We start from the raw sequence: 479 nt of genomic DNA, 5'->3' as shown, positions 1-479 counted from the left end.
CATCATGGTGGCACCTCGGCGGCGACGGAAGGACAACTGGTCGTCACCTCAGCCGGTCGCCTGGAAAATACCGGGACGCTTGCTGCGCGCGGCCATACGTTGATGACGGCTGCAGGCGCGGTGAGCAACAGCGGTGTGATCGGATCTGATAGCGCATTGCGGATCAACGCCGCCGCGCTGGAGAACACCGCCAGCGGCCGCATCGGCAGTATCGGCGGTACCAGCGTGCAAAGTAGCGGCGCGGTGCGCAATGCAGGAAGCGTGTTCGGCGATGCAGGCATCACGCTGGCTGCAGCAGCGATGGAAAATGCCGGCAGCGTAGTGACACCGGGCGCGCTCGCACTGCGTATCCGCAATACGCTGGACAGCAGCGGCAAGCTCGGCAGCAATGCCCTGCTTGAGGTACAGGCCGCTACGCTGACCAATCGGGGAGATCTTTATTCAGCTCACGATTCCGTCCAGTTGCGTGTGGCAGGACG

The 479-nt window shown here is 63.5% G+C and carries 1 protein-coding gene; it reads left to right on the top strand.

The window, feature by feature from the left end; all coding sequences use genetic code 11:
• Window positions 1–479: hypothetical protein (locus MKD49_RS25770; RefSeq protein WP_252697716.1), on the top strand; the 479-nt coding region annotated here is incomplete at both ends.

The sequence above is a fragment of the Herbaspirillum sp. WGmk3 genome (genome assembly GCF_023952535.1).
In the GTDB taxonomy this organism is placed as follows: domain Bacteria; phylum Pseudomonadota; class Gammaproteobacteria; order Burkholderiales; family Burkholderiaceae_D; genus Herbaspirillum; species Herbaspirillum huttiense.
Note: the sequence above shows the minus strand (reverse complement) of the source record. Positions and strands in the feature narration are given on the sequence as shown.